At 75.3% G+C, this 21,271-nt stretch carries 22 protein-coding genes; 6 read left to right on the top strand and 16 right to left on the bottom strand.

Annotated features, from left to right (window positions below; genetic code table 11):
- Positions 1–19: 19 nt before the first annotated feature.
- Complete coding sequence (locus BX266_RS30005) at positions 20–583, top strand: DUF4240 domain-containing protein (protein WP_180290666.1); 564 nt, start codon at positions 20–22, stop codon at positions 581–583.
- On the opposite strand, the gene BX266_RS30000 is transcribed toward BX266_RS30005, so the two are convergent.
- Positions 555–1,406 (bottom strand): nucleotidyltransferase domain-containing protein, encoded by an 852-nt coding sequence (locus BX266_RS30000; protein ID WP_259464919.1) that lies wholly within the window; start codon positions 1,404–1,406, stop codon positions 555–557. The genes BX266_RS30005 and BX266_RS30000 overlap by 29 nt on opposite strands.
- Positions 1,407–1,555: 149 nt before the next feature.
- Between BX266_RS30000 and BX266_RS29995 the strand changes: the two genes are divergently transcribed.
- Positions 1,556–2,035: a VOC family protein gene (locus BX266_RS29995; RefSeq protein ID WP_099904882.1), complete on the top strand. Its 480-nt coding sequence runs from the start codon at positions 1,556–1,558 to the stop codon at positions 2,033–2,035.
- A 164-nt stretch (positions 2,036–2,199) separates the two neighbouring features.
- On the opposite strand, the gene BX266_RS40985 is transcribed toward BX266_RS29995, so the two are convergent.
- The 13 genes from BX266_RS40985 to BX266_RS29930 all read right to left on the bottom strand — a co-directional run bounded on the left by BX266_RS40985 (position 2,200) and on the right by BX266_RS29930 (position 16,198).
- Positions 2,200–6,348 (bottom strand): LysM peptidoglycan-binding domain-containing protein, encoded by a 4,149-nt coding sequence (locus BX266_RS40985; RefSeq protein WP_099904880.1) that lies wholly within the window; start codon positions 6,346–6,348, stop codon positions 2,200–2,202.
- Positions 6,348–6,830, bottom strand: a complete 483-nt coding sequence (locus BX266_RS29985; RefSeq protein ID WP_107490737.1) for a pilus assembly protein TadG-related protein — start codon at positions 6,828–6,830, stop codon at positions 6,348–6,350. Before BX266_RS29985 ends, BX266_RS40985 begins: the two co-directional genes overlap by 1 nt.
- A gap of 55 nt (positions 6,831–6,885) precedes the next feature.
- Positions 6,886–7,332 (bottom strand): TadE/TadG family type IV pilus assembly protein, encoded by a 447-nt coding sequence (locus BX266_RS29980; RefSeq protein WP_099904876.1) that lies wholly within the window; start codon positions 7,330–7,332, stop codon positions 6,886–6,888.
- Entirely contained in the window at positions 7,329–7,691 is a 363-nt protein-coding gene (locus tag BX266_RS29975; RefSeq protein WP_099904874.1) for a TadE/TadG family type IV pilus assembly protein, read from the bottom strand. Before BX266_RS29975 ends, BX266_RS29980 begins: the two co-directional genes overlap by 4 nt.
- Before the next feature lie 80 nt (positions 7,692–7,771).
- Positions 7,772–8,068, bottom strand: a complete 297-nt coding sequence (locus BX266_RS38160; RefSeq protein ID WP_143687029.1) for a hypothetical protein — start codon at positions 8,066–8,068, stop codon at positions 7,772–7,774.
- A gap of 82 nt (positions 8,069–8,150) precedes the next feature.
- On the bottom strand, positions 8,151–9,038 hold the full coding sequence (locus BX266_RS29970) for a type II secretion system F family protein (protein WP_099904872.1): 888 nt from the start codon (positions 9,036–9,038) through the stop codon (positions 8,151–8,153).
- Complete coding sequence (locus tag BX266_RS29965; RefSeq protein WP_099904870.1) at positions 9,035–10,048, bottom strand: type II secretion system F family protein; 1,014 nt, start codon at positions 10,046–10,048, stop codon at positions 9,035–9,037. The genes BX266_RS29970 and BX266_RS29965 overlap by 4 nt, the downstream gene beginning before the upstream one ends.
- Positions 10,048–11,661: a CpaF family protein gene (locus BX266_RS29960; RefSeq protein ID WP_259464918.1), complete on the bottom strand. Its 1,614-nt coding sequence runs from the start codon at positions 11,659–11,661 to the stop codon at positions 10,048–10,050. The genes BX266_RS29965 and BX266_RS29960 overlap by 1 nt, the downstream gene beginning before the upstream one ends.
- Positions 11,651–12,958 carry a hypothetical protein gene (locus BX266_RS38980; protein WP_180290665.1) on the bottom strand — a complete coding sequence of 436 codons (1,308 nt, stop codon included), beginning with the start codon at positions 12,956–12,958 and terminating at the stop codon, positions 11,651–11,653. The genes BX266_RS29960 and BX266_RS38980 overlap by 11 nt, the downstream gene beginning before the upstream one ends.
- Complete coding sequence (locus BX266_RS29950; protein ID WP_099904868.1) at positions 12,958–13,590, bottom strand: SAF domain-containing protein; 633 nt, start codon at positions 13,588–13,590, stop codon at positions 12,958–12,960. The genes BX266_RS38980 and BX266_RS29950 overlap by 1 nt, the downstream gene beginning before the upstream one ends.
- A 94-nt stretch (positions 13,591–13,684) precedes the next feature.
- Entirely contained in the window at positions 13,685–14,596 is a 912-nt protein-coding gene (locus BX266_RS29945; protein WP_143687028.1) for a hypothetical protein, read from the bottom strand.
- Positions 14,590–15,210: a hypothetical protein gene (locus tag BX266_RS38975; RefSeq protein WP_180290664.1), complete on the bottom strand. Its 621-nt coding sequence runs from the start codon at positions 15,208–15,210 to the stop codon at positions 14,590–14,592. The genes BX266_RS29945 and BX266_RS38975 overlap by 7 nt, the downstream gene beginning before the upstream one ends.
- 151 nt (positions 15,211–15,361) lie before the next feature.
- Positions 15,362–16,198 carry a hypothetical protein gene (locus BX266_RS29930; protein WP_099904861.1) on the bottom strand — a complete coding sequence of 279 codons (837 nt, stop codon included), beginning with the start codon at positions 16,196–16,198 and terminating at the stop codon, positions 15,362–15,364.
- 245 nt (positions 16,199–16,443) lie between these two features.
- Between BX266_RS29930 and BX266_RS29925 the strand changes: the two genes are divergently transcribed.
- The 3 genes from BX266_RS29925 to BX266_RS29915 all read left to right on the top strand — a co-directional run bounded on the left by BX266_RS29925 (position 16,444) and on the right by BX266_RS29915 (position 19,173).
- Complete coding sequence (locus BX266_RS29925) at positions 16,444–16,896, top strand: pyridoxamine 5'-phosphate oxidase family protein (RefSeq protein WP_099904859.1); 453 nt, start codon at positions 16,444–16,446, stop codon at positions 16,894–16,896.
- 110 nt (positions 16,897–17,006) lie between these two features.
- Positions 17,007–17,465 carry a MaoC family dehydratase gene (locus BX266_RS29920; protein WP_180290663.1) on the top strand — a complete coding sequence of 153 codons (459 nt, stop codon included), beginning with the start codon at positions 17,007–17,009 and terminating at the stop codon, positions 17,463–17,465.
- A gap of 283 nt (positions 17,466–17,748) precedes the next feature.
- Positions 17,749–19,173, top strand: a complete 1,425-nt coding sequence (locus BX266_RS29915) for an MBL fold metallo-hydrolase (protein ID WP_099904855.1) — start codon at positions 17,749–17,751, stop codon at positions 19,171–19,173.
- 70 nt (positions 19,174–19,243) lie between these two features.
- On the opposite strand, the gene BX266_RS29910 is transcribed toward BX266_RS29915, so the two are convergent.
- The gene (locus BX266_RS29910) at positions 19,244–19,597 is read right to left on the bottom strand and encodes a hypothetical protein (RefSeq protein WP_099904853.1); all 354 of its coding nucleotides are present in this window, start codon (positions 19,595–19,597) and stop codon (positions 19,244–19,246) included.
- Between the two features lie 43 nt (positions 19,598–19,640).
- Positions 19,641–20,171, bottom strand: a complete 531-nt coding sequence (locus tag BX266_RS29905) for a helix-turn-helix domain-containing protein (protein ID WP_099904851.1) — start codon at positions 20,169–20,171, stop codon at positions 19,641–19,643.
- A 130-nt stretch (positions 20,172–20,301) separates the two neighbouring features.
- On the opposite strand from BX266_RS29905, the gene BX266_RS29900 reads away from it, so the two are divergent.
- Positions 20,302–21,210 carry an acyl-CoA thioesterase II gene (locus BX266_RS29900; protein ID WP_259464917.1) on the top strand — a complete coding sequence of 303 codons (909 nt, stop codon included), beginning with the start codon at positions 20,302–20,304 and terminating at the stop codon, positions 21,208–21,210.
- Positions 21,211–21,271: the final 61 nt, after the last annotated feature.

Raw genomic sequence — 21,271 nt, 5'->3', positions numbered from 1 at the left:
GCCTGCGAGCATGGTCCGCATGGACGTCGACGGATTCTGGGCCCTGCTGGAGTCGAGCCGCTCCGGCGGCGCCGAGGGCACCCGGGCGGAGCGCCTGACGGAGCTGCTCGCGGAGTTGCCGCTCACCGAGGTGGTGGAGTTCCAGCTGCGCCTGGACGAGGCGCGCGCCCCGCTGGACACCGCGGCGACGCTGGCACTGGCGAAGCTGGTGCTGCGCGGGCAGGTCAGCGACGACGGCCTGTGGTACTTCCACGCCTGGCTGGTCGGCCTCGGCCGCGACGCCCACCGCCTCGCCGTCCACGAGCCGGACGCCCTCGCCGGGCACGCCGCCTTCCGCCGGCTCGCCGAACTGCCGTACGAGCATTGGGACGACGGCGACTTCCCGGACTGGGAGGAGCTGGACTACTGCGCGCAGGAGGCGTACGCGCGGCTGACCGGCGCGGAGGACGGGCTGGAGGAGGCCCTGACGGCGATCGGGCACGACAGCCCGCTGAACGCCGATGCGGTCGGCCCGATCTGGACGGCGGAGCAGCGCGCCGCCCGGCTGCCCCGGCTCACCGCGCTGTTCGCAGAGGCTCGCTGACGGCCCGTCGGGCGAGCGTCCGTTCGATCGTGGCGCGGGTGAACAGCCGGGCCTGCTCGGCGCGTTCGCCGCGCTGCTCGGTGGTGAGGGTGGGCGGGGTGCCGTAGCGGCGGGCGGCGATGTCGGCGACCAGGTCCAGTGGCGCACCCAGGGCGAGGAGTTCGGCGATCGCCTCGCGTTTGGTGACCAGCCGGCCGGTGCGCAGCGCGAGGTCCGCGCGGGCGGCGGTGACCGGGCCGTAGTCGACCCAGATGTCCCGCAGCCACGGCTCGGTGCGGGCGGTGATCGGGTACCAGTAGTCGCGCAGGTCGGCGCGGAGGTGCGCGCGCAGCGCGGTGTCGTCCACCGGCGGCAGCAGCGAGCCGGGCGGATCTCCGGCCAACTCTATTCCGCCGGAGAGCAGTTCGCGTCGACTGAGCACGGTGACCGGGCGGTGCGTCGGCTCGCCCTGGGCGAAGGTGAAGTGCCCGGCGGCCGGGTCGGCGACCGCGTCGCGGGACAGGTAGGAGCAGTGCAGCCCGGCCGCGTCCGGCCGTTCGGAGGTCAACCCCTGGTGCAGGTCGGTGAGCTCGGCCCGGAGGCGGGCGTCGGGGCCGGCGGGGAGGACGGCGATCAGGTCGAGGTCGCTGCGTCCGTGCCGGTAGTCGCCGTGGGCGAGCGAGCCGTGCGCCCACAGGGCGACCACGGGGGTGGCGGCGTGCAGGCGGGCGGTGAACTCGGCCAGCAGCGGGGCGGCGAGCGCCCGCTGGCGGGTGTCCTCTGCGGCCTGTTCGGCGGCGCTCGGGAGCAGCTGGAGCGGGTGGTGCGGGTCCGGGTGCGGCATGCCGCCGACTCTGCCACGCCGCGGGCGGGCGGGGCCCGGACGGTCGCGGAGTATTCGGTGGGTGTCCGCGTGCCGTGCCCGGGCGGGCGGGGTGGCGGGGCTAGCGTCGGACGGGCCGCGACCCATCCGAGAACGGAGCACGCGCCACCATGGCCCAGAAGATCACCACCTTCCTGTGGTTCGACCACCAGGCGGAGCAGGCCGCCGAGTTCTACGTCTCGGTGTTCCGGGACGGACGGATCACCGACGTCCAGCGCTACTCGGACGCCGGCCCTGGCGTGGCGGGCACCGTGATGGTGGTGACCTTCGAGCTGTTCGGGCAGACCTTCCGGGCGCTGAACGGCGGCCCGATCTTCACCTTCAACGAGGCGATCTCGCTGGAGGTGGACTGCGCCGACCAGGCCGAGGTGGACCGCTACTGGGAGCTGTTGACGGCCGACGGCGGGCAGCCCAGTCAGTGCGGGTGGCTGAAGGACCGTTACGGCCTGTCCTGGCAGATCGTGCCGCGCCGCCTGAACGAGCTGCTGGCCGATCCCGACCCGGAGCGGTCCCGCCGGGCGATGACCGCGATGCTCGGCATGGGCAAGCTCGACGTGGCCGCGCTGGAGGCTGCCGCGAACGGCGGCTGACACCCGGGCCCGCCGGGCCGGCGGCCAAGCGCCGGGTCGGCACCGCCGTACGACACCCCGACGACCACGCCCGGGAATCCGGAACGGGTCGGGATCCCCGACAGGACGAGACGGCTCGTCCGCCTCTCCCGCGCGGAACGTTGAACCTGTGGGCGGACGGACGGTCAGGCTCCGGTCAGCAGGTCGCGGAGCAGGGCCAGGGTGTCGGGGTCGAGGTCGCGGCCGGTGCGGCGGCTGAGCGCGTCCAGCCGGTTGACCGCGCGGACGAGCTGGTCGCGGGCGCCGGCCGAGGCGTAGGCGTAGAAGAGGTCGCGGTGCAGCAGCTCGACCTCGGGGGCGACCGCGAGGGCGCGGAAGATCGCGGCCTCGGCGGTGCGGTGGTCGCCGTACTGGAGGCGGCGGGCGGCGAGCTCGTGCGCCGTGTCGACGATCGCCGCCAGCATGTCCTGGCGCTCGGTCTCCGCCCACCCGAAGCTGCCGGGCGCCGCCTCCGCGAACGGGGCGCCGCGGACCAGGGCGAGGGCGTGGGCGAGGGCGGCGTCGGCCGTGGTGGAGGTGGAGCGCATGCCGCGGCGGTAGAGGCTGCGGAACTCGTCCCAGTCGCAGCTGACCGTCGGGGCCAGCGTGTACGTCTCGGCGGCCTGGGCGGACAGGTAGTCGCGGCCCTCCGGAGAGGCACCCAACCACCCTGCCAGCGCGGCGAGTTTGGCGGGCAGCGGCTCGGCCAGCCGCTCGGCGGTGGCACGCGGGTCCAGGTGCGCCGCGCCCGGGTGGATGTCCCGGTCGACCGTGGTGTGCTCGGATCCGGGCCGCAGTGCCAGGTACGCGGCGAGCTCGGTCAGCCGGGGCCGGCCGGCCGGGTCGGTGCTGCCGGCCGCCCCCAGCACGTCGACCGGGCCGAGCACCCGGATCCGCGGCGCGGACCGCAGGTGGTGGGCCTCCGGGGAGCGCAGGATCGCCAGCAGGTCGTCGCTGTCGGTGCGGGCCGGCCCGCTGCCGGGCCGGGCGGACGGGCGGGCGGCGACGGCCGCCGACCGCGGGTCCGGCGCGGCCGCCTGGTCGTGGGTGGGCAGCGGTTCGGGCGTCGCCGGTGCGGCGGGCGGCAGTTGGGCGGGAACGGCGGGCGGCGCGGCCGGGAGGTCGGCCGGGGCCGGGGCAGCAGCCGGGAGGTCGGCCGGGGCCGGGGCAGCAGCCGGGAGGTCGACCGCGGCCGGGGCAGCAGCCGGGAGGTCGACCGCGGCCGGGGGCAGCAGCTCGAACGACCGGGTGCCGTCGGTGGGAGCGGGCGGCGCGGGCTCCGGTGCGGGGGCCTGAAGCTCGAAGGACCGGGTGCCGTCGGCCGGTGCGGGCTCCGCCGCGGGGGCCGGGGCGGCGTGGGCGGAGAGCCGCGGGTCGACGGGAGTGCCGTGCGGCGGAGTGGTGACCTGGCGGGCCTGACCGTTGGCTGCGTGCCGGGGCCTGGGCTCGGCCGGCGGCGGGGCGGTGGGCGGCAGCGCCGGCGCCTGGACGGGGGTCACCGGCGCGACCGCGTACGGGTTGGTGGGCGCGGTCGGGACGAGGCCCGCGAACGGGCTGCTGCCGCTCGGAACCACCCGGGCCAGCAGGCGCGGGCCGGCCGCGTCGCCGCCGGCCGGTTCGCCGGTGTGCTTCGCCGGCACGGTGGTCGACGCGACGTCGGGTGCGGTGCTGGGTGCGCCCGTTGCGGTCGGGCCGCCGAGCAGGGCGAGCAGCCGGGCGTCGATCGGGCCGTCCGCCCGCTCGCTCTCGCCGTCGGGGGCGAAGCCGCCGCCGAACGGGGCGGGGCCGGCGCCGATCGCGGCGCCGACGGCGGCCAGCGCCGGTACGGGCAGCGGGAGTTCGGCCTCGTCCTCGGGGCCGTTGTGCGGGCCGTCGAGGGTCCACTCGGGGGCCGGCTGCTGGGTGAAGTCGCCGGAGGCGCGGACGAGTTCGCCGAGCTGGTCGTACTGCTCGCGGCTCAGGCGCTGGAGTTCGACGGTGAGGTGCAGGCCGGGCAGGACGGCAGGGCCGGTGGCGGGGAGCGTCCAGCGGGCGACCGGGCCGGCCCCCCGTTCGGGGGCCCGGGTGAGGACGGCGAGGCAGGTGCGGGGGCGGCCGTCGAGCAGCCGGCCGAGCTCCGCGGGCAGGTTGCCGGCGGGCGGCTGGGCGGACAGCACGATCTCGGGCACCCAGGCCTCGTCGGCGCTGCCCCGGCTGCGGGCCTCGCGCGGGTTGTCGGCCTCGGCGGCGACCAGGGTGGCGCGGGCCTTCGCGGTGCGCGGGCCGAGCGCGGCCAACGCGGCCTCCAGGGTGGCGTGGTGGTGCACCCGGTCGGTGGCGGGCCCGGCCGCGGGCAGGTCGGCGGCGACGCCGACCAGGTGCAGGTGCAGGCGGTCGGCGAGCGGGCTGTGGGCGAGCTCGACGGCCAGGGTGCGCAGCACGTCGTCGGCGTCGTCGGGGTGACCGGACAGGTGGACCAGCCGCACCGTCTCCAGGTCGGCGAGGACGGTCGCGCCGTCCGGGGTGTTGCCGAGGGTGACCAGCGCCGGGTACGGGGCGGCGTACTTGGCGGCCTGGCCGGCCGAGAGCAGTTCGGTGGAGTCCTCGGGGCACCACCACACGTTCGGGGCGTGCGCGGCCCGGAACGGGGCGATCGGCACGGCCGGTGCGGCCAGGTGCAGTTCGACGGTGCCGGCGGTGGTGATCCGGGCGGCGACCAGCGCGGGCAGCCGCTTGTCGCCGCGCACGGTGTTGCGGCCGAGGGTGCGCAGCGCCCGGTTCAGCAGTTCCAGGCCGCCCTCGTTCTGACGGGCCTTCAGCTCCGCCTCGAAGTGCCCGGCGGCGGCCGACGGCAGCGCGATCCGGTGCCGGGGCCGGCGGGCCCGCTGCTGGTCGGTGCGGCGGCGGGCGACCAGGGTGATCAGCGCGGCGGCCATCAGCACGCCGAGGGTGGAGGCGGCCAGCGGCACGGTGTAGTCGTCGCCGGTCCCGGCGTCCTGCCGGTCGCGGACGGCGGGCAGGTTGGCGGCGGGCGCGGACTGCTGCGGGGCGGGCGTCTCGGCGGCGGGGGCGGTGGGCGCCGGGGTCTGCGGGGCGGGCGGCTCGGTGGCCGGGGCGGTGGACGGCGCGGGGCTCTGCGCGGTGTCGGGCGCGGGGCTCTGGCCGGTGGGCGGCTCGGAGGCGGGCGGCTCGGTCTGCGGGGCCGGGGCCGGGGGCTGGGTGGCGCCGGGAACGGTGAGCACCATGCCGGGGGCCAGCACGTCCGGGTCGGTGAGGCGTTCGCCGTCCGGTGCGGTCACGCCCTTGTTGGCGTCGAACAGTTCGGGCCAGCGGTCGCCGTCGCCCAACTCCCGCTGGGCGATGGCGGACAGCGAGTCGCCGGAGTGCACGGTGACGGTGCTGTGGGCGGGTGCCACCGGTCCGCCGGGACCGGCGGGCAGCGCCGGCGGGGTGGTGCGGTTCTGCGCGGCGGCGCCGCTGCCGCTTCCCGCGTCGGGCTTGGCGTCGGCCGGCATCAGCAGTCGCCAACCGGGCTGGATCGGCCGGTCGGCGTCGAACCGGGCACCCGAATCGTCCATCGGGCGGCCCGCGTTGAGCTTGGCGATCTCGGTCCACCGTTCGCCGGAGCCGAGTTGGCGTTCGGCGATCGACCACAGGCTGTCGGCGGGACGGGCGTCGCGGACGGTGTACACGGGTTGCTGCGGGTCGGCAGTGAGTGCCCCGGAGGGCGCGGCGGCGGGGAGCGCGGCGAGGGCCGGGGACGAGGCCAACTGGGCGACCGCGGAGGGGCGTTGCGGGAGCTCCGGGGTGGCGGCGAAGGCCGAGCCGGCCACCGGGAGCAGCGCCAGCACGGAGCCGACCAGGCCGGCCGCGATCCGCTGGCTCCAGCCGAAGGCGGGGAGCCGGCGGGCCACCCGGCCGCGCAGCTGGGCGGGGATCTCGATCAGGACGGAGAGCAGGAAGCAGAGCCAGCCGATCCAGCCGACGCCGACCAGCAGCCACAGGAACAGGCTGCCGTCGTCGGGGCTGGTGAGCGCGGCCAGCAGGTCGCCGTGGATCGGGTCGCCCGTCGCGGCGACCGTCAGGGTGCCGTAGCCGAGCAGCGCGGGCACGCCGGCCAGCAGCACGGCCAGTGCCAGCAGCGAGCCCAGGGCGGCCAGCACCGAGCCGCCGGCGCCGCGTCGACGCCGCCGCCCGACGGGGACCGGAGCGGGCCGGCCCGGCCCGCCGGGCCGCCTGCCGGGGACGCCGCCGGTCTCCGGTCGCCGCCCGCGGCGGCCCTTGCGGTGCTGGTCGTCGGCTCCGCGCGCGGCCATCAGCCGGTCGTCCCTTCCGTGATTCCGTGCACCAGGGTGGCCTTGCCGTGGCCCTGCACGGTGAGCGAGTCGATGTTGACCACGCCGAGCAGCGCGGTCCGGTAGTTCGTGCTGCAGGCGACGCTGAAGGTGGTGGTGTTCGCCCGGTCGGGGAACGTGATGTCGCCGTTGACGCCCCGGCTGCGCAGGTAGTCCCGCGCGGCGTCCTCGGCGGCCTGCCGGTCGAAGTGGTAGCCCTGGCCGGCCCGCAGCCGGTCGATGTCCAGCTGCTGGCCGCCGATCCGGGCGGCCTCCTGGGCGAGCGCGTCGGCCCGTTCCATGGCCCGCAGTTGACCGCCGAAGTCGAGCACCAGGCCGACCACGACGACCAGGCTGACGGCGGTGATGGCGACCATGACCGAAATGCTGCCCCGGTCCCGCCCGTTCACGCCTCGTTCGCCCACGTTCGTGGCTCGTTCGCTCACGTTCCCTCCCCCCAGCATGCTTTGACGTCCTCTCGGTTCCGCCGGCACCGATCCAGTGTCCCCCGGCGGCGGTTCAGTCTCCCCGGTAGCGGTCCACCACGGAGGTGAACGTGCCGGTGATGGTCTTGTGCCCCGGTATGCCGTCGAGTTCCAGCAGGTCGCCGAATGCCACCGTGCAGGCCACCCGGACGGTGACGGTGGTCAGTTGACCGGCGCCGCTGCCGATCGTGCCGTACTCGGGCGCGCCGACCGGTTCGGTGGCGCACTGCACCCCGCGGTCGGCCAGAGCCTGCGCGACCGCGTCCGCGGCGGCCTGCTCGGCGCCCTCGGGCGTGCGGGCCAGCGAGGCGGCCCGGGCCCCGGAGCGGGCGGCGGCGTCCACCACCGCGCCGGTGGTCTGCACCCGTCCGGCGGCGACCGCCATCAGTGCGAAGGTCAGCACCACCGGGACCAGGATGGCCGCTTCGACGGCGAACGACCCCCGGTCGCGCTCGCGCCGCCGGGCGCGGCGGCCGGTCACGGCTGCCCCTGCGGGACGAACTTCTCCCACGGGCCGGAGGCGCTCTTGGTGATCGTCGGCGCGTTGAAGAACGGCACCACGAAGGCCGGCCGGACCTGAACGGTGACCCGGTACAGCGGGTCGCCGGCGCCGCCCTGCTCGACCGTGACCCGCTGGGCCAGGTCGCCGAACCGGTCGATGAACTCGGTGGCCCGCTCCGGCCCGGCGTTCGGGCCCGCTCCGTTGACGCGTCCGGCTTCCACGCCCTCCCGTGCGGCGGACAGCGCGGCCTGCTCGGCGTACCACCAGAGCCCGGCCTGCACCACCAGGAGGATCACGAACAGCACGACCGGGAACACGATGGCGAGGCTGATCGCCATCGCTCCCCCGTCGGGCGTCCGGACGCGGAGCCGGCGCGTCGTCGGCGCGGGCCGAACGGCGGGCCGGAGCGGGCGCAGCGTCACGGCGCGTTGCCTGCCGGGTTGTTGCCGCCGGCCGGCACGTCGCCCGGGATCTTGCCGCGGACGTTGTTGCCGAGCTGGGTCACCGCGAACACCACCGTGCCGGCGATGGCGACCAGCACGATGACGGCGAGCGCGAGTTCGATGCTGATCGCGCCGCGGTCACCGTCCGCGCGGGCGGTGCGCAGCTTCGCCAGCCGGAACTGCAGGACGGGGCGCAGCAGTTGGAAGGGCAGCAGGGCGGACAGCAGGAGCGGCAGCAGAACTGCCGCCGCCAGGTTGCGGGTTCGGGTCACGGTGTGGCCTCCAGGACCTTGTGGCGGGGTGCTCGGGGGTGGGGGCGGGGTGCCTGCCGCCCGTCCGGGTGCGTGCTGACGCTCATTGGACGGACAGCATCTTGTACAGCGCGGGGAAGACGATGAGGACGGTCATCAGCAGGGTCAGGGCGGAGCCGGGGGCGACCATCCGCTCGCTGTCGGTGTTGGCCTTGGCGAGTTCCTCGGACAGCAGTTCACCGCGCAGGCTCTTCGCCCGGGCTCGCAGGGTGTCGTACACGGAGGCGCCGTCGACGCCGGAGATCCGCATGATGTCCGCCACGTCCTGCAGCGGCGTGAGGCCCAACTCCTGTGCCAGCGCGTCGAGTCCGTCCCACGGCGGGAGGCGGTCGGTGGCCGCCCGCTCCAGCGCGTCGCGGATCCGCCGGAACACCGTGCCGCGCCCGACCGCCGCGGCGCGCCGCAGCGCCTCGGCCGGACCGCAGTCCGCGGCCCGTTCCAGCGCCACGAGTTCCAGGTACGCGGCGATGCCGTGCAGGTACTCGGTGCGGGCCTCCTTGGCCTCGCCGATCACGATGCCGTCGGGGACGAACCAGAGCAGCGCGCCGAGCAGCGGCCCGACCAGCAGCGGCACGGCGATCGGCAGTCCGTCGCCGAACAGCACCGCCAACGCGGCCAGGTAGCCGGGCACCGCGAGGCCGAGGGTCGCGAACAGCACCTTGTGCGCCATGAACCGGGCCGGGGTGCGGCCGATCAGGGCGAGCTCCTGGTGCGGGATGCGCAGGCCGTGCAGCCGCAGCGAGCGTTCGCCGACCCGGTCGAACCAGGACAGCGCCTCGACCGGGTCGGAGGCCCGGCGCGGTTCGGGGGTGCGGTGCAGCCGGTCCAGCGCCTGGCCCAGGTCCGGTGGCGCGGGCCGGAGTTCGGCCAGCAGCCAGGCCAGGCCGCCGGCCGCGGCCGCGCCCGCCAGCACCGCCCACGGGGAGATCATCGGGCCTCCTCCAGCAGCGGGCCGTCCTCGTCGGCGGCGGGACCGGCGGAGCCGCCCGCCCCGTCGGCGGCGCCGCCGTCGACCTCGGTGTCCGCCGCGGCGCGCTGCCCCGGCAGACGGCCGGCCTTCGAGCGGCGGTCCTGCTCCAGCAGCCGGGGCAGCGGGGTGTGCGCGGCCAGCGACCGCATCCAGGCGATCACCAGCATGAACGCCACCGCGACGATGCCCAGCACCAGTTGGCCGACGCCGGTCGAATAGGGCTCGGTGTAACGGGAGTTGAACGAGCCGACGACCAGCACCAGCAGAATGATGCCGACCATCCAGCGGATCGTGGTGCGGTGCTTGGCCCGGTCCGCCTCGATGGCGCGGCGCTGCCGGACCTCCTCGCGCACCGACTCGGCCATGTCGCCCAACGCCCGGGCCAGCCCGGGTCCGCTGTCGCCGGCCCGCAGCAGCAGCGCCGCGAGCACCTTGTCGGCGGTGGAGTCCGCCAGCTGGTCGGCGAAGGCGCGCAGCGCGTCCTCGGGCCGCCAACGGGCCTGCAGCCGGGCCGCCAGGTCGGCGATCTCGCTCTCCAGCGCTGCGGGCGCGGTCCGCCGGCTGGTCAGGATGGCCTGGTTGAGGCCGACGCCGAGCAGCAGCACGTCCGAGAGCCGCTGCGTCCACTCGGCGAGCGCCTCCAACCGGCCGATCCGCCGGGTGTCGGAGCGGGTCGCGTCGAACAGCCAGGGCAGGCCGAACACCGCCCCGGGCACCAGCAGCGCCATCAGCGGAATGCCCGTCAGCAGCCAGCCGCCCGGCCCGCCGAGCAGCACCAGCGCCAGCTGGATCCGGCGCAGCCGGGCGATCCCCGGCGAGGCCGTCCCCGGCGCGCCGTACCAGAGGGTGTGCAGCCGGCTCTCCAGCGGGTTGCGCACCTCCTCCTCGGCGGCGGACCGCCCCACCAGGCCGACGCCCAGCGCCACCAGCCCGCCGACCAGCAGCAGCCCGCACAGCACGTACAGCAGCATCAGCGCATCCCTCCGATCCGCAGCGCCAGCGGTGCGCCCCACGTCCCGTACGGGGAGGCGAGCAGGCCCGCGTCGAAGCCGGCCCGGCGCAGGTCGTCCAGGCAGTGCGGCGGGGTGACGGGCACCGCCCGCACCTCGCCGAGCTCCGGGCGCGGCCCGAACACCGTGTTCATCGCGGGGCGGCCGGACTCGCCGAGCCCGGCCACCTCCAGCACGTGCGACACGAAGCGGTGCCGGCGGCCGCCGACCGCGGTCTCGTCGACCATCGCCACGTGCACGATGAAGTCCACGGCGTTCGCGGTCAGCCGGTACGCCAGCGTGTCGGTCATGTGCGCGCCGTACTCCAGGCAGAGTTCGGCGATCCGGTCCACCACCATGTGCGGGCCACGGGCGTGCAGGGTGCACATCGAGCCGCCCTCACCGTTGGTCATCACCCGCAGCATCGGCACCACCTCGGCGGAGCGGACCTCGCCGACGATGATCCGCGACAGCGTCATCCGCAGCGCCGCCGGGATCAGCTCGCCGATCGACAACTCGCCGGCCAGCCGGCCGTCCACCCGTTCGCCGTTGCCCTCCCGGGCCTCCATCGGGACCACCTGCCGCAGGTGCCCCAGCGTGTGCAGCCACAGCTCGAACTCGGACTCCAGCGTGCCGACCCGCTCGTCCGGCGGGATCTCGGCGGCCATCGCCCGCAGCAGGCTGGTCTTGCCGACCCCCTGCGTACCGGTGATCATCACGTTCTTCCGGGCCCGGATCGCCGCCGCCAGGAACGCCGCCAAGGTGCTGTCCACGGTACCCAGTTGGATCAGGTCGCGGAGGTTCGCGCTGGCCACCCGGTGGCGGCGGATCGCCACGTACGGACGCGGTGTCACCTCCGTCATCGCCTGCAGGCGCATCCCGCCCTCCAGGCGCAGCGCCAGCATGGGGCTGGCCGTCGACAGGCTGCGCTCACCGCCGCCGTGCTGCCGTGCCAAGTCCTGCAGCAGCTCCACCAGTTCCTCGTCCGACTCGGCCACCGGCGGCACCTGCCGCAGCGGCTGGTGCACCCGCGACACCCAGACGTCGTCGCACCCGTTGATCAGGATGTTCTCGATGTCCGGGTCGTCCAGGTACGGCTGCAGCCGGCCCGCCCGGAACAGCAGGTCGTACACCGCCTCGGACAGCGCCCGGTCCTGCTCCCTGGTCGGCGGGATGCCGTGCGCCTGCGCGTAGGCGTCCGACCACCTGGCCACCGCCTCCTCGATCAGCGCCCGGCCGCGCTGGCGCCGGGTCGCCCGGTCCGCCTCGCTCCCCGACGCCTCGTTCAGCCGCGACAGCTGCTGGTGCAGCTCCGCCGCCACCTGCCGCTTCAACTCCCGTGCCACCTGCGGATCCACCGCCGGCTGCGCGCCCGCCGCCGACAGCGCGGGAACCGCCGCGGTCTGCGACGGCGGCACGTGCACCGGTCCGGTCTGCGGCAGCGCCGGCTTGGCCCACGGCAACCCGGCGGCATCCGCCGAACCACCCTGCACCACCTGGCCGTTGACCGGCTGCCCGGTCACCGCCTGGCCGCGGGCCGGCTGGCCGTTGACCGGCTGGTGGGGCGGCGGCCCCTGGTACGGGCTAGCGCGCACGGAGCACCTCCCCCCAGCCGCCGTCCTCGTCCCGGTCGTTCGCGTCGGGGTCCGCCGCCGGGAACGGCGCCGGCACCGGCGGCTGCGGCACCGCGGGCGGCGCGATGTACGGCGCCGCGTACGAGATCTGCGGCTGCGCGTCCGCCCGGACCGGCCACTCCCCCGTGAACTGCCCGCCCTGCGGCTGGCCCGGGTACGCCTGTTGCCCGCCCGGCATCTGCTGCTGCCCGGGCACCGGGCCCGCCACGAACGGCGCGGGCTGCGGCACCTGCGGCGGCACCGGCTGCGGCTGGACGAACTGCTGCACCAGGGGCTGGGGCTGCACGAACTGCTGCACAGGCGGCTGGGGTGGCACGAACTGCTGGACGGGGGGCTCCGGTTGGGGCTGGACCGGCTGCGGATGGGCGAACAGCTGCGGCTGCGGTTGCTGGTGCAGTGGTGGCTGCGGCTGGTGGTGCAGTTGTGGCTGCGGCTGCGGCTGGTGGACGGGCCGGGCGGCGGCCGGGTGCGGGCCGAGGCGACGGCGGCGGTCCTCGGCCAGTTGCAGGATCCGGTCGACGGCGGTGCGGGCGGTCCGCATCAGCTCGGAGCGGATGAACCGGCGGTCCGCGGTGTCGCCGCCGTCCGACAGCACCCGGGCGGTGCGCGGCGCGTACGCCAACTCGCCGACCACGGGCAGCTGGAACTGCCGGGACACCTCGTTCTCCGGGTACGGCCCCTCACCGATCACCAGCAGCCCGAGCCCGTCCGCGCCCGTGCCGTGGGTGTCCAGGTCCTCGCGCAGCGCGGCCAGCCGCGGCCGCGCCGCCGACAGCCCGCGCAGCGTGGTGCGGACCGTCGCGGCCACCACGTCGGCCCGCCGGGCCAGCACCGCCATCGGCCCGTTCGCGCCGGAGCGGCCGAGGTCCAGGATCACGTCGTAGCCCTGCGGTTCCAGCGCGTGCAGCGCCTCCACCAGCGGCTCCCAGGTGTAGGCGAGACCGGGCGCCTGGGCCGGATCCGTCAGCCCCGGCAGCAGCAGCCGCTCCCCCGTCCCCTGCGGGGAGACGTCCAGCAACTGCTCCCACAGCGTCTCGGCGAGCAGGCCGCGCCGGTCCGCCACCGCCAGGTTGCGCAGCCCGTACACCGCCTCGACCCGGCCCTCCAACGCCCCCGCCAGCACCGCCCCGCCGTCCGGATCGCACTCCGCCAGCAGCACCCGGCGCCCCGGGCGCAACGGCCAGGACAGCAGCAGCGCGAGGGCACTGCTGGTGGCCCCGGGCGCCCCCGGCCCGCCGAGCACGGCCACCACCGTCATCAGGAGCCCCCGGCCGTCCGCGGCGCCAGGATCACCTGGAACTTCCCGCTCGCCACCCACTGCGCCAACCGCGGCCCGTCGGCCGGCCCGACCGCCACGTCTATCACCGTGCTGCCGTCGGTGTCCGGCCGCCCCACCATGGCGACCACCGCGGTCATCGTGTCCGGCGTCCGGGTCGTGGGGCCGTCCGCCTTGCCGTCCGAGGTGTTGACCACCAGGATCTGCAGGCCCGGCTGCAGCCTGGTCGCCGGCAACTGCGAGTGCTTCGCCGCGATGCCGACGATCTGCTGCCCCGGCTGCGTCGCCGGATCGCTCGTCACGTCCGCCTTCACCAGCAGCGAACCCCGCTTCAGGTCTGTGGTGGCCCGCAGCCCCACCGTCCGCGACAGGTCCTGGGCGTCCAACGGGTGCAACGCCGGATCGCCCGCGATGTGCGCCACCGTCAGATCGTCCGGACTCAGCACCTGCCCCATCGGCACGTCCCGGGCCAGCGCCAGCACCGCGATCCGCTGCCCGCTGCTGTTGTACAGCGCCGCACCGCCCAGACCGCCGGCCGCGATCAACGCCGTCGCCATCGCCAGAACGGCCGGCCGCCGCCGCCGTGCGCCGAGCCGGCGCGGCGGGGTCGGCATGCTTCGGTTCTCCACCGCTCTGCGGCCTCTCACTCGTGATGGAACGTCAACTCCCCCGGCAGCCGCACCCTCGTCGCCACGGCCACCGAGCCGATCAGTTCAGCACCTGCACCTCATTGACCGGGACGCGCAGGACGGTGCCGGGCGAGGTGGTCCAGTCGATGCCGGTCATGTCGATGGCCGTGCCGTTGTCCAGCCTGGCCGTCACCTGCCAGTTCAGCCGGACGCTCATGGAGTAGGCGTGGTCCGGACGCTGCGCCGAGCTCCGGGTGAACACGTGACTGCAGGTCGGCGTTCCGCCGGCCTGGAACGGAGCGCCGGGACCGTCACAGCTGAAGCTGCGCTCCTGACTGCCCGTCGGCGCGTCGTCCACCTGCCAGGTCACGCTCTTCAGCGTGATCGTGGTGATGACGGTGACCCCCTGTTCGGTGACCTTCTCGCTGAGCGGGCCCGTGACGTCGCTGTTCCGGTCGAACCAGAGCCACACCGGGGAACCGACCACGGCGTCGCCCTGCGGAGCGGCGTGCAGCACCGGCTTGCCGGTGTCGATCCGGAGCAGCAGGTCGGTGGCGATCGCCCGGGGCGACCGCCTCGGCGGGGCGGGGGGCGGTGTCGTGAGGAAGACCGGACCCTGGCCCTCATTGCCCAGGCAGGCCCGGTCGTAGACCGTACCGTCCGCGCTGGTGTGCCCGTCCCAGACGGGTTCGCCGGGCAGCGGTTGCGGATCGGCGACCCGGTAGTAGCAGCCCTCCGAGAACCAGCCCAGGTCGTCCCGCCAACACGGCACGGTCTCGCCGTTCCAGGAACAGGTCGAAGCGCCGCCGCCTCCGCCGGTACCGCCCGTGCCGGGCGTGGCGGTGCTGCCCGGGACGTGGGCACCCGTGCAGATCGAGAGTTCCGCGCACGGCGTGATGATGGGACCGTCGGCGCTCGCCGGAGCAGCGGTGAGGGCCAATCCGATGCCGGTCAGTACACAAATGGCGGCGCGCCAAGCGGAGTTCAGCATGTCTTGGTCACCTCACGGGTGAAGTCGGCGATCAGCCAGCGGTTTCCGTATTTCTTCAGCACGGCCGTCGCCGGATAGCGCGACAGCCGCTGTTGCGGGTCCTTGATCTGCTTGGTGTCGGCGTCCGCCTGGTGCCAGTCGGAGACATCGACGCAGTCGTCGATCGTGGCAGTGGGCGGATTCGCCTGCAGATCAAGGGATTTGACGATCGGGGAAGTCCGTGGAGCGCCGATCATGACGAGTTTCGCGTCATGCAGCCGAGTGACCGAGAGCAGGGTTTCACTCAGCGCGGCCGATGTGGCGTACTGGCGCAGCGCGTTTCCGTCCGAATCCGATCGCCCGAGGACGTCGATCTGGACCTTCCACCAGTACTGATAGGTCGTCAAGGCGTCGCCCCCCGCCAGCCCTTCGGTGCCGCCGTCCGGGACCGGCGCGCTGCTCGCGCCACCGGTGGCGGTGGCGGCTGCGGTGGCGCGGGGGAGGCTGGGGGCGGGGGTTCCGAGGCGGTCGGTGGAGCCGGTGGGGGTGGCCGAGCAGGCTGTCAGGAGGAATGGCAGGAGTAGCCCACTGATCCCAACCGCCCCAGGGCGCACCAGAATTCCGCGCTGCCGCATAGCCCCACCTTGTTGCGGTCGGACCTGTGGTGGGTCCGAACCGCTGATCTCGTCTGCCGTCCCCTGTGTTGCTCGTGTTGCTCGGAGGTCGCTCGGAGGTCGATTCTTCGCCACCCCGCCCCGGCACGGCAACAGCCGGGACCTCCTGACCTTACGCGGAAGGCGGATCCGTTGGGGCACTTTCTCGCCACAGAACCGCCAAAAGTTCATCGGAAAGCGGCAATCCGGCGAGCGCACCTCTCACTGCGGCCCGATTGCGCATCAGGAGTCGTCCTCCGTCACGCGGGACGAGCAGTCGGGCCTCGCCGGCGGCGGCGGGTTCGCCCCAGCCCAATTGGCTTTCCACGGCGGGCTGGAGGTCGAGCGGGCCGACGGCGGCGGGGGCGCCGGGCACGCCGTGTTCGAGGACCCGGCCGAGGGCCCAGCTGAACGAGCCCTCGGCGCCGGGGAGTACGCCGTCGCGGCCGCGCCGGCCGGCGCTCCAGCGGCCGATCCGGCCCCAGAGCGGGACGCGCGAGTGGCCGAGGAGTTCGCCGGCGCCGTCCTCGCGTTGCAGGGCGGCCCAGCTGTCGCGGTCGGCGACCGCGTCGACGATCAGCAGGGTCTCTTCCTGGGCGCCGTGGACCATGGCGCTGGTGATCCAGTCCCAGGCGAGGCCGCGGCGGTAGGCGTTGTCGGGGGTGGAGCCGGCGGTGACCAGGGCGACCCGGCGGCCGCGCGGGTCGGCGACGAGTTGGCCGAGCAGGCAGACCACCAGCCAGCGGGCCGGGCGTTGGGCGGCTTGGCGGAGGGCGGTGAGGAGGGTGTTGGCGTCGGCGTCGGCGGGCGGGTGGCTGACGGTGCTGCCGCGGGTGCCGGCGTCGAAGGTGCGGCCGGGGAGGGCGGTGGCGAGGGTGCGGGCGCCGTCGGCGGCGCGGGCGGAGCCGCCGTGGCCGCGTTCGGGACCGCCGTCCGCGCCGATCACCACCAGTTCGATGCCACCGCTCACCTGTACCGCCCCCTCGACTGCGGCGCGCCCGTCTGCCGCGCTTCTTCCGGTGCCGCGCTTCTTCCCGGCCGTACCGGGCCGCCCGTCCGCCGGTCGTCCGCCGGTCGGCGCGGGCGGGCTGGTGGCCACCGGAGGCCAAGGTATCGCCGCCGGGTGTCGGTGCGGGGCGGAATCGGCCCGATGAGCCCCAGCTCAGGGACCATGGGCCCTGTTCGGGGCCGGGCGGACGGGGCAGCATCGTCGGTATGGACGGTGAGGAGCGGGTGGAGACGCTGGGCGAGGCGGAATGCCTGCGCCTGCTGGGCACCGTGCCGCTGGGGCGGGTGGTGTACACCGAGCACGCACTGCCGGCGGTGCTCCCGGTGGCGTTCCGGGTGGCCGCGGACGGGCGTCTGGTGCTGGCGCTGCGGGCGGGTACCCGGGTGGCGCGGGCGCTGGACGGCACGGTGGCGGCGTTCCAGGTGGACGACTTCGACCGGGCGGGCCGCAACGGCTGGAGCGTCCTGGTGCACGGGCGCGCGGAGGTGGTGCGGGACGCCGGCGAACGCGCCGCCCTGGAGGGCGCGGGCCTGCGCCCGTGGATCCCGGAGCCGGGCCCGGAGTACGTGGCGATCACCCCGGAGCTGGTCTCCGGCCGCCGGATCGTCCCCGACGCCGACGCCGCGACCCCGGCCCTCCCGGGCCGGCGCCGCGCCTGAGCCCGGACGGCCCGGCCCGGGCCCCCTGACATGTGACCGGCGAGTAGGCATACTCTGCGAGTCGGCCCCGCCGGGGGCCGTCCTGCCCCGACGCACCTGTGGAGCGCACCGTGACGACCTTCGCCTCGCTCGCCGATCTGACCGCCGCGGTCGGCACCGAACTCGGCACCAGCGAGTGGCACACCGTGGACCAGGACCGGGTGAACCTGTTCGCGGAGGCGACCGGCGACCACCAGTGGATCCACGTCGACCCGGAGCGGGCGAAGCAGACGCCGTTCGGCGGGACGATCGTGCACGGGTACCTGACGCTGTCGCTGCTGCCGGTGCTGGCGAAGGAGTGCTACGGGGTGGAGGGCATCGCGATGGCCCTCAACTACGGCTCGGACAAGGTGCGTTTCCCGGCGCCGCTGCCGGTCGGCAGTGCGGTCCGGGCGACGGCGGTGCTGGTCTCGGCGGAGCAGGTGCCGGGCGGGGTGCAGGCCGTGGTCCGCTTCACCATCTCCAGCGAGTCCGGCGCCAAGCCGCACTGCGTCGCGGAGACCATCACCCGCTTCTACCCGGCCGCCTGAGGCCCCACCGCCCGCTGCGCCCGCCCGAGGCCCCCGGCTGAGGCCACACCGCCGACCGCGACGCCCGAGGCCCCGCCGCCGACCGCGCCGCACCACGGACCGTCCCGTCTTTCGGGGCGGTCCGTCGGCGTTCCGCCACCGGTCGCCCGCCGCCCCGACACCTGCGGCGCGCCGCCCGCCACCTGCCGCGTTTGACCCGGTTATGTCGGTAATGTCCTGGTCTGAGGTGCGTCCTTCCGTCCTGGGGCGGGCCGCCGTCCGGGTGTCCGACCGTGGAGGTGCCGTGTCCCGCCCCGTCTCCTGGCTGTTCCGTGCCGGCGAACTGGCCGCCGAGGCCGGGCTCGCGCTGCGCGACGCGAAGCGCTCGTACCGCACGCTGCCCCGGGAGACCTGGCACCGGGTGCGCACGGACGCGTTCGGCGCCGACCCGCGGGGCGGCCGCTGGGAGAAGGTCCGCAACTCGCCGCACTTCGTGGACGGTTCCTTCCGCAATCCGGTGACGACCCGTCGGCTGGCGTACGCGCACACCCCGTTGGCGCTGATGCGCACCAAGCTGGCCGCGGACCCGAGCCGCCGCGCACCGGTCGCCGCGGTGCCGGTGCACCGGCTGCTGCCGGTCGAGCTGGCCACGCCGCCGGCCTCGGGCCTGCGGCTGACCTGGCTGGGTCACGCCACCGTGCTGGCCGAGATCGACGGGGTCCGGGTGCTGTTCGACCCGGTGTGGAGCGAGCGCTGTTCGCCGTTCGACTGGATCGGGCCGAAGCGCCTGCACCCGGTCCCGCTGCCGCTGGCCGAACTCGGGCCGGTGGACGTGGTGGTGATCTCGCACGACCACTACGACCACCTGGACATGGACACCGTCCGCACCCTCGCCGCCGGCGACGCGGTGTTCGCGGTCCCGCTGGGCATCGGCGCGCACCTGGAGCACTGGGGCGTCTCGCCGCGCCGGATCGTCGACCTGGACTGGTGGGAGTCGACCGAGCTGGACGGCCTGCGGCTGACCGCCACTCCGGCCCGGCACTACTGCTCGCGCGGGCCGCGGCCCAGCGGCAAGTTCCTCTGGGCCTCGTGGGTGGTGGAGGGCAAGCGGCACCGGCTGTTCCACAGCGGCGACAGCGGCTACTTCCCGGGCTTCGCCGAGATCGGCCGCCGGTTCGGCCCGTTCGACGCGACGATGATGCAGGTCGGCGCGTACTCGGAGCACTGGCCGGAGGTGCACCTGACGCCCGAGGAGGCGGTGCAGGCGCACCGCGACCTGGGCGGCCGGCTGATGCTGCCGGTGCACTGGGGGACCTTCGACCTGGCCCCGCACCCGTGGGAGGAGCCCGCCGAACGGGCCGTGGCCGCCGCCCACGCCGCCGGGGCGACGCTCGCCGTCCCCCGCCCGGGCCGGCCCTTCGAGCCGGCCGACCCGCCGGCCGTCAAGCTCTGGTGGCGCGCCGTCGCGGCCGCCCCGAACGGCGCGGACCTGCTGGTTCCCGAGGGGATGACCCCGCCCCCGGCCACCGTGCCGAACACCCCGGCCGCCCTGACGCCCGCCGGCGCCACTCCCCGCCCGGACGCCGCCCTCGCGGACGCCCGGCCCACCACCGACGTCCGGCCCGCCACCGACGTCCGGCCCGCCACCGACGTCCGCCCCACCGCGGGCACCCGGCCCGCGGCCGCGGACCAGGCGCCCGACCAGGAGGGCGAAGTCCCGCTGTTCTGAGCCCGCCCGCCACCCGACCGGCCCCGGCAGCGCGCGCTGCCGGGGCCGGTCGGGTGGCGGGCGGGCGGGCTCAGGCCCGCAGGGCCTGCTCGACCAGGGCGACCGCCGCCCGCGGGTCGTCGACCTCGACGATCAGCCGGGCGTACCGTTCGTCGGCGAGCTCGATCACCACCGCCTTCGCCGGGTTCTTGACGTCCCAGAACACCAGCTCGCCGTCCCGGCGGAACCGCCCGGCCGTGATCACTCCGGGCCACTGGGTGCCGCCGACCCGGACGCCCTTGGGCTCCGCGCCCACGCCCGGGTCCGCGGTCGCGCCGCGAACGTTGCCGAGCGGTATCTCGATCCGGCTCCGGATCGCCCAGAGCTTGTCCAGTCCTTCGATCTCCACGATCAGCGTGCCTTCGGCGACGGACAGTCGTGCCATCTCGCTGTGCCCTCCCTCGTACGGTGGTTGATGTGACGGCCGGTCAGGCGCCGAGCCGGCCGGCCAGCGCGAGGACGGCCGCCGCGGAGCCGGGCGCTCCGGCCGCCCGGTCCCGGACCCGGGTGCCGAGGACGGTCGCGCACAGCGCCTGGGCCAGCGGCCCCTCGGCCTCCCCCAGCGCGCCGCGGAGCGCCGCCTCCAGTGCCGCCAGGCCCTCGGCCACCAGTGCCGCCGTGTCCGGGTCTGCGGCCGCCTGCTCGACCGCCGCGGACAGCAGCAGCCCGGCCGCCGCCCCGCCGTCGAACCCGCCGGCCGCCTGCACCAGCACCTCGGCCGCGGATCCGGCCGCGCCCAGGGCGGCGACGGTCGGCAGCACCTCCTGGTCGAGGTGGTGCCGCAGGGCCGCCAGGTACAGCCCCCGCTTGCTGCCGAACACCTTGTAGAGGCTGCCCCGGTGCACGCCGAGCCGCTGCACCAGGTCATCCACCGAGGTCCCCTCGAAACCCCGCTCTGCGAACAGCACGGCGGCGTCCCGTACGGCCTCGGCCTCGTCGAAAGCCCGTGGTCGTCCCATACCGACGACCCTAGGCATTCGAGAACGCTCAGTCAAGAACGACCATTCTCAAACTCGGGCGCAGTGGTCCAGCGCGACGTGACCCGGGCCGCACCGGGTCTCCAATGGAACGTGTTCTACCATTTCCAGGGTGACCGACTCCGCCTCGCTCCCTCCCGTGACCGCTTCCGGGCTGCGCTCCTTCGCCGAGCTGCTGAGCATCGAGGAGTTGGAGGAGAACCTGTTCCGGGGCTCCTGCCACGCGGGGGCGCCGCTGCGCGCGTTCGGCGGGCAGGTGGCGGCGCAGGCGCTGACCTCGGCGGGGCGGACGGTGGAGCCGGCCCGGCGGGTGCACAGCCTGCACGGGTACTTCCTGCGGCCTGGCGACCCGCGCCGGCCGATCGTGTACCAGGTGGACCGGGCCAGGGACGGGGCCTCGTACGCGACCCGGCGGGTGACGGCGGTCCAGCGCGGCGAGGTGATCTTCACCATGTCGGCCTCGTTCAAGCGGCCGGAGACCTCGGGCGACCGGCAGCGCACCATGCCGCCGGTGCCGGGCCCGGACGAGCTGCCGGACCCGTACCTGGCGTGGCAGCGGGACGCCCCGGAGGAGTTCGCGGGCGCGGCGATCTTCCGCGCCCTGCAGATGCGCTTCGTCCCGGCCGACGCCCCCGGCATGCCGCCCGAACTGCCGGGCGTCCCGCAGCAGTTCGTCTGGCTCAGGACGGGCAGCGCACTGCCGGGGGACGATCCGCTGCTGCAGGTCTGCGCGCTGACGTACCTCTCGGACCTGACGCTGGCCTCGACCGCGGCGCTGCACGTGCAGCCGCACCGGGTGCACCGGGTGGAGGAGCCGCGGGTGTCGCTGGCCTCGCTCGACCACGCCATGTGGTTCCACCGCCCGTTCCGCGCCGACGAATGGCTGCTGTTCGCCCAGCGCAGCCCCTCCGCGTCGGACGGCCGGGGGCTGGCGATGGGCGAGTTCTACGACCTGGACGGGGTGCTGGTGGCCTCGGCGGTGCAGGAGACGCTGCTGCGCGAGCTGCGCCGGAAGGGCTGAGCGGTCGTCACCCACCGGTGACCACGTGCGTCATACCGCGGCGACAGGCCGCCCCGTATCA

It is taken from the genome of Streptomyces sp. TLI_171 (genome assembly GCF_003610255.1).
Lineage (GTDB): Bacteria > Actinomycetota > Actinomycetes > Streptomycetales > Streptomycetaceae > Kitasatospora.
This window is presented reverse-complemented; position numbering and strand designations above follow the sequence as displayed.